At 72.8% G+C, this 5,945-nt stretch carries 6 protein-coding genes; 4 read left to right on the top strand and 2 right to left on the bottom strand.

Going from position 1 to position 5,945, the window contains the following annotated elements:
* Positions 1-804: sensor histidine kinase (locus tag HLB15_RS21945; RefSeq protein ID WP_171108661.1), on the bottom strand; the 804-nt coding region annotated here is incomplete at its 3' end.
* Positions 805-955: 151 nt separating this feature from the next.
* Here HLB15_RS21945 and HLB15_RS21940 point away from each other — a divergent pair.
* The 4 genes from HLB15_RS21940 to purE are packed head-to-tail and all read left to right on the top strand — an operon-like array spanning position 956 to position 4,770.
* A complete protein-coding gene (locus HLB15_RS21940; RefSeq protein WP_026366105.1) occupies positions 956-1,639 on the top strand; it encodes a response regulator transcription factor in 684 nt (227 codons plus the stop codon).
* Positions 1,640-1,643: 4 nt separating this feature from the next.
* Complete coding sequence (locus tag HLB15_RS21935; RefSeq protein ID WP_171108659.1) at positions 1,644-2,999, top strand: sensor histidine kinase; 1,356 nt, start codon at positions 1,644-1,646, stop codon at positions 2,997-2,999.
* Between the two features lie 11 nt (positions 3,000-3,010).
* The gene (locus HLB15_RS21930; RefSeq protein ID WP_171108657.1) at positions 3,011-4,264 is read left to right on the top strand and encodes a 5-(carboxyamino)imidazole ribonucleotide synthase; all 1,254 of its coding nucleotides are present in this window, start codon (positions 3,011-3,013) and stop codon (positions 4,262-4,264) included.
* Complete coding sequence (gene purE, locus HLB15_RS21925; protein WP_171108655.1) at positions 4,261-4,770, top strand: 5-(carboxyamino)imidazole ribonucleotide mutase; 510 nt, start codon at positions 4,261-4,263, stop codon at positions 4,768-4,770. Before HLB15_RS21930 ends, purE begins: the two co-directional genes overlap by 4 nt.
* 92 nt (positions 4,771-4,862) lie before the next feature.
* Here purE and HLB15_RS21920 read toward each other — a convergent pair whose 3' ends face one another.
* Positions 4,863-5,924: an LCP family protein gene (locus HLB15_RS21920; RefSeq protein WP_212760223.1), complete on the bottom strand. Its 1,062-nt coding sequence runs from the start codon at positions 5,922-5,924 to the stop codon at positions 4,863-4,865.
* Between the last annotated feature and the right edge of the window lie 21 nt (positions 5,925-5,945).

Genomic DNA, 5,945 nt, shown 5'->3' with positions numbered 1-5,945 from the left:
CGCCACCAGCCCGAGCGGCGTCGCCGGAGCCGGCTCGTCCTCGCGCAGCACGCCGAGCAGGCGCCGCATGTCGGCGAGCGCGGCGCGGCCCGTCTCGGCGATGGTGCCGAGCGCCCGCTGCGCGGCGGCGGGGTCCGCGGCCGCGGCGTACCGGCCGCCGTCGGCCTGGGCGATCATGACCGACAGGGAGTGGGCGACGATGTCGTGCATCTCGCGCGCGATGCGCGCGCGCTCGGCGGCCGTGGCGATCCGCGCCTGCTGGTCGCGCTCGATCTCGAGCCGCTCGGTGCGGTCGCGCATCGCCTGGAGCATCGCGCGGCGCGAGCGCCGCACCAGCCCGAACGCGAAGGACGCCGCGACGAGCGCGAGGGTCGGCACCATGACGAAGAGGCTCTCCACGGTGAGCGTCGTCGACAGGCCGAACGCGACCGAGCCGACGACGCCGAGCACCGCGGCGGTGAGGTAGGCACGCCGGGTGCCGTACACGGTGACGCAGTAGACGGAGACGAGCACCAGCAGGTCGGGGGCGACGAACGGGACGCGCAGCACCCACACCTGGACCATGCACACCGTGAACATGGCGACGGCCGAGAGCAGCGGGCGCGTCCGGGCCCACGGCAGGGGCACGAGCACGATCACGGCTGCGATGAGCGTCGTGACGGGGTCGTAGGCGACCATCGACGCGTCACTCGAGAAGGTGAGCATCCCGGGGATCGTGACGGCCGCCGCGAGGAGGGTCCATCCCAGGTCCACGCGGAACCGGTACCGCTCCGACCACTGCGCCCACCGCTCGTACCACCCCATGCCGGTCAGCGTAGGTGTAACCGTTGCGCACGCGCGTCATACCGTGGTAGCACTTGCGTCCAGAAGGCCCTGCACCGAAAGGATTCGGTAGGCGGCCCGCACTCGGTGCCAGGATGGCGCCGGAGCGTCGGTTATGCCCTACGATGGCGAAATGACTCACGTACTCCTAGCCGAGGACGACCCGGCCATTGCCGAGCCGTTGGCACGAGCGCTCTCCCGTGAGGGTTACGACGTCGTCGTGCAAGGAACCGGCAAAGGTGCGATCGAGAGCTCGACCGGTGCGGACATCGTCGTTCTGGACCTGGGCCTTCCGGACATGGACGGGCTCGATGTCGCGCGCGAGATCAGGGCCAACGGCCTCACCGTTCCCGTGCTGGTCCTGACCGCCCGCGCCGACGAGGTGGACCTCGTCGTGGGCCTCGACGCCGGTGCCGACGACTACGTCACCAAGCCCTTCCGCCTGGCCGAGCTGCTCGCGCGCGTGCGGGCGCTGCTGCGTCGCTCGCACGGCGAGACCGGCGAGGAGGAGGAGCTGCACGCGCAGGACGTCCGCGTCGACGTCTCCGCGCACCGGGCCTTCCAGGGCGACCGCGAGCTGCACCTGACCACCAAGGAGTTCGACCTGCTGCGCGTCCTCGTGCAGAACGCCGGCTCCGTCGTCGTGCGCGACACCCTGATGCGCGACGTGTGGGGCTCGGACCCGGTCGGCTCGACCAAGACGCTCGACATGCACGTGTCGTGGCTGCGCCGCAAGCTCGGCGACGACGCGAACGCCCCGCGCTACGTGTCCACCGTGCGCGGTCTCGGCTTCCGCTTCGAGATCGGGGCGAGCTAGCCAGATGCGCGCCCGCGTACTGCAGGCGACCATCGCCGCGGTTGCGGTAGCCGTGCTGCTCCTGGGTATCCCGCTCGCGATCTTCGGTGCCCGGTACATCTACGACCAGGAGGTCCAGCGGGTCGAGACCCGCGCCCAGGACCTCCTGACGTCTGCCGTCAACTCCTACGAGCGCAACCGCTCGGCCGCCGAGGCGGGCTTCGTGGACCAGTCGGTGCTCGACCGCGCCGTCCAGCCGCAGCCCAACGACATCGTCGCCTACGTGACGGTGAACCAGCCGAACGGCGAGCAGCTCGTCTCGGGCGAGCCCGTGGTCGGTGCCACCATCGACCGCGGGCTCGCGTCCGAGGAGCAGCCCGTCATGGGCGTGGTCATCTCCGTCTCGGCGTGGCCCGCCTACATCAAGGCGATCAACGTCGTGGTGCTCGTCGTGTTCGGCAGCGTCGGCGCGTTCGCGGCCGGAGCCGTGACGGCCGCGTGGCAGGCGAACCGGCTCGCGCAACCCTTCGTGTACCTCGCGGCGTCCGCCGAGCAGCTCGGCGCGGGGCAGGTGCGCCCGCGGCTCGCGCCGTCCGGCGTCGAGGAGATCGACCTCGTCGCGGCGGAGCTGGCCCGCAGCTCGGACCGGCTCGCGGCCCGCCTCGCCGTCGAGCGGCAGTTCACGTCCGACGCCTCGCACCAGCTCCGCACGCCGCTCACCGCGCTCACCATGCGCCTGGAGGAGATCACGCTCACCTCCAGCGAGCCCGAGGTGCAGGAGGAGGCCAGGATCTCGCTCGAGCAGGTGGAGCGCCTGGTCGGCGTCGTCGACGACCTGCTCGCCCGCTCGCGGCGGGCCCAGGGCGGCACCACGGAGTCGGTCGACGTCGCCGTCCTCTTCCGCCAGCAGGAGGAGGAGTGGCGCGAGACGTTCGAACGCGCGGGCCGCGGGCTGAACGTCGAGGACTCGGAGGGCGCCCGCGTGCTGGCCACGCCCGGAGCGCTCGCCCAGGTGCTGTCCACCCTGCTGGAGAACTCCCTCAAGCACGGCGACGGCACCACCACGCTGCGCATCCGCGAGGGCCAGCGGGGCGCCATGGCCATCGAGGTCACGGACGAGGGCGAGGGCGTGCCCGAGGACATGGCGGGCAAGATCTTCGAGCGCGGCGTGACGTCGGGTGCCGGGACGGGCCTCGGCCTGGCCCTGGCCCGCGACCTCGTCGCGGCCGACGGCGGCAACCTGCAGCTCACGCAGCGCACGCCCCCGGTGTTCTCGGTGTTCCTCTCGGGGGTGCCGAAGACGCTCGACCCGCACCAGGTGCTCCCGGTCGGGTCCCAGATCTCGACCTTCGGTCAGAAGAAGGGGCGCGGACGCCGGTAGGCTTCACCGACGTGAGTGCACCACAGAACCGTGAGTCCGGGCCGCCCGTCGTGGCCGTCGTGGGAGGTGGGCAGCTCGCCCGCATGATGGCCCCCGGGGCCGCGGAGCTCGGCGTCCGGCTCCGGGTGCTGGTGGAGGACCCGGCGTCGTCGGCGGCCCAGGTGGTAACCGACGCGCCCGTGGGCGCGGCGTCCGACGAGGCCGCGATCCGTTCGCTCGTCGCCCCGGACGGCGGCCGCGCGGCCGCCGTCCTCACGTTCGAGCACGAGCACGTGCCGAACGCCCTGCTCGCCGACCTCGTGGAGCACGGGACGCCCGTGCGGCCCGGCCCCGGCGCGCTGGTCCAGGCACAGGACAAGATCGTGATGCGGCAGCGGCTCACCGAGCTGGGGGTGCCGTGCCCGCGGTGGGCGGCGCTGCCGGCGTCGTCGCCCGAGGAGGGGCGCGAGGCGCTCGCCGCCTTCCTCGCCGACGTCGGCGGCAGCGCGGTCGTCAAGACGTCGCGCGGCGGCTACGACGGCAAGGGCGTGCGCGTGGTGACGTCGGCGGACGACGTCGCCGACTGGTTCGCGGCCGTCGCCGACGGCGGGCCGCAGCTCCTGGTCGAGGAGAAGGTGCCGTTCACCCGCGAGCTGGCCGCGCTCGTGGCGCGGCGGCCGTCGGGCGAGGTGCGCGCGTGGCCCGTGGTCGAGTCGGTCCAGCGGGACGGCGTGTGCTCCGAGGTGATCGCGCCGGCGCCCCGCCTGTCCGCCGAGCTCGACGAGCGCGCTCGCGAGATCGCGACCGCCGTCGCGGAGGGCCTCGACGTGACGGGCGTGCTCGCCGTCGAGATGTTCGAGGTCCCCGGCCCGGACGGGGCGCCGGTGGTGCTCGTCAACGAGCTCGCCATGCGCCCGCACAACAGCGGCCACTGGACCATCGACGGCGCCGTCACCAGCCAGTTCGAGCAGCACCTGCGCGCCGTCCTCGACCTGCCGCTCGGCTCCACCGAGCCGACGGCGCCCTGGACGGTCATGGCGAACGTGCTGGGCTCGCAGCTCGACGAGCTCACCGACGCGCTGCCGGACGTGCTCGCCGCCTACCCCGAGGCACGTGTCAACCTGTACGGCAAGGGTGTGCGCCCGGGCCGCAAGCTGGGCCACGTGAACGTGAGCGGCGCGGACCTCGACGAGGTGCGTGACCGGGCCGTCGCCGCGGCGGCGCTGCTGCGCGGCGAGGCCCCCGTCGTCGTGGACACCATCATCGAGGAGAAGGCGAACGTATGAGCACCACGCCGCAGGTCGGCATCGTCATGGGGTCCGACTCCGACTGGCCCGTGATGCGGGCGGCCTCCGAGGCGCTGGGAGAGTTCGGCGTCCCGGTCGAGGTCGACGTCGTCTCCGCGCACCGCATGCCCACCGAGATGATCGACTACGGGCGCCAGGCCGCGGGCCGCGGGCTGCGCGTGATCATCGCGGGCGCGGGCGGTGCGGCGCACCTGCCCGGCATGCTCGCGTCCGTCACGCCGCTGCCCGTCATCGGCGTGCCGGTGCCGCTCAAGTACCTCGACGGCATGGACTCCCTGCTGTCCATCGTGCAGATGCCCGCGGGCGTGCCGGTCGCGACCGTGTCGATCGGCGGGGCGCGCAACGCCGGGCTGCTCGCGGCGCGCATCCTCGCCTCGGGTGCGGGCGACGAGGCCGCCGCCCTGCGCGAGCGCATGGAGGCGTTCCAGGAGGAGCTGGGCAAGGCGGCCCACGCCAAGGGCGAGAACCTACGCGCGCAGCTCTGACGCCTGCCCGGGAAGGTCTCGACCGAGAACGACCTGAGGGACCGGATCCGGCGCGGATCGGTCCCTCAGGTCGTTCTCGGTGCGGACCCGGGCTACAGACCCGGGAAGCCGCCGACCTTCTCGCCGGGCTGGAACTCGCCGTCGCGGATCTTGGCCCAGAAGTCGCCGGTCTGCGTGTCGTCGAGCAGGACGGCGGACGCGCCCGCCGGCGTGCGGTAGTTGATCGTCGCGATCGGCGGGGTACCGGTCACGCCGTCGTCGCCGTTCGCGGTGCGGAACGCCAGGCCGAGCCGCGCCACGTCGATGATCCCCGTATCGGTGTCGGTCACGACGGCCGCGAGGCCCGCGTCCGCGAGCGACACCTGGTTCGCGGGGTTGAGCAGCACGCCCGGGTCGGCGACCTTCTTGCCGATCTGCGCGATGACCTGCTGCTGGCGCTCGCCGCGGCCGATGTCGCCGGTCGGGTCGGCGTAGCGCATGCGGGAGAAGGCGAGCGCGGTCTTGCCGTCCGCGACGTGGCAGCCCTTCTTCCAGTCGAGCTTCGACTTCGGGTCGTGCACGTCGTAGTCGAGGCACAGGCGCACGCCGCCGACGGCGTCCACGACGCCGGAGACACCGCCGAAGCCGACCTCGACGTAGTGGTCGACGGTCAGGCCGCTGAGCTGCTCGACCGTCTGCACCAGCAGCGGCGCACCGCCGTAGGAGTAGGCGGCGTTGATCTTGTTGCCGCCGACGCCCGGGATCTCCGCGTACGTGTCGCGAGGGATCGAGATGAGCGCGACCGGTCCGGACCGCGGCTTGTGCAGCAGGATGATCGTGTCGGTGCGGGCACCGGACGTCGAGTCGTTGATGCCGCCGCTGCCGCGCGCGTCGGAGCCCGCGAGCAGGTAGGTGGTGCCCGGCGTCCCCGAGGCGCCGGACAGCGCCTCGACGTGCTGGATCTTGCCGTTGGCCCAGATCAGCAGGCCGACCGGCCAGGCGAGCACCGCCACGAGCACGAGCACCGCGATGACACCGGCCACACGGCCCTTGCGGATGCGGATGTTCCCGCCCAGGAGGCAGTGGATCTCGCCCGGCTCGACCACCAGGTCGATGTGGTCGTTCGCGACGAGCGCGCCGAAGCGCTTGGTGATACCGCGCAGCTCGAGCCGCATGGGGTTCCTTCCCGAGATGGG

It is taken from the genome of Promicromonospora citrea (assembly GCF_013004695.1).
In the GTDB taxonomy this organism is placed as follows: Bacteria; Actinomycetota; Actinomycetes; order Actinomycetales; family Cellulomonadaceae; genus Promicromonospora; species Promicromonospora citrea.
This window is presented reverse-complemented; position numbering and strand designations above follow the sequence as displayed.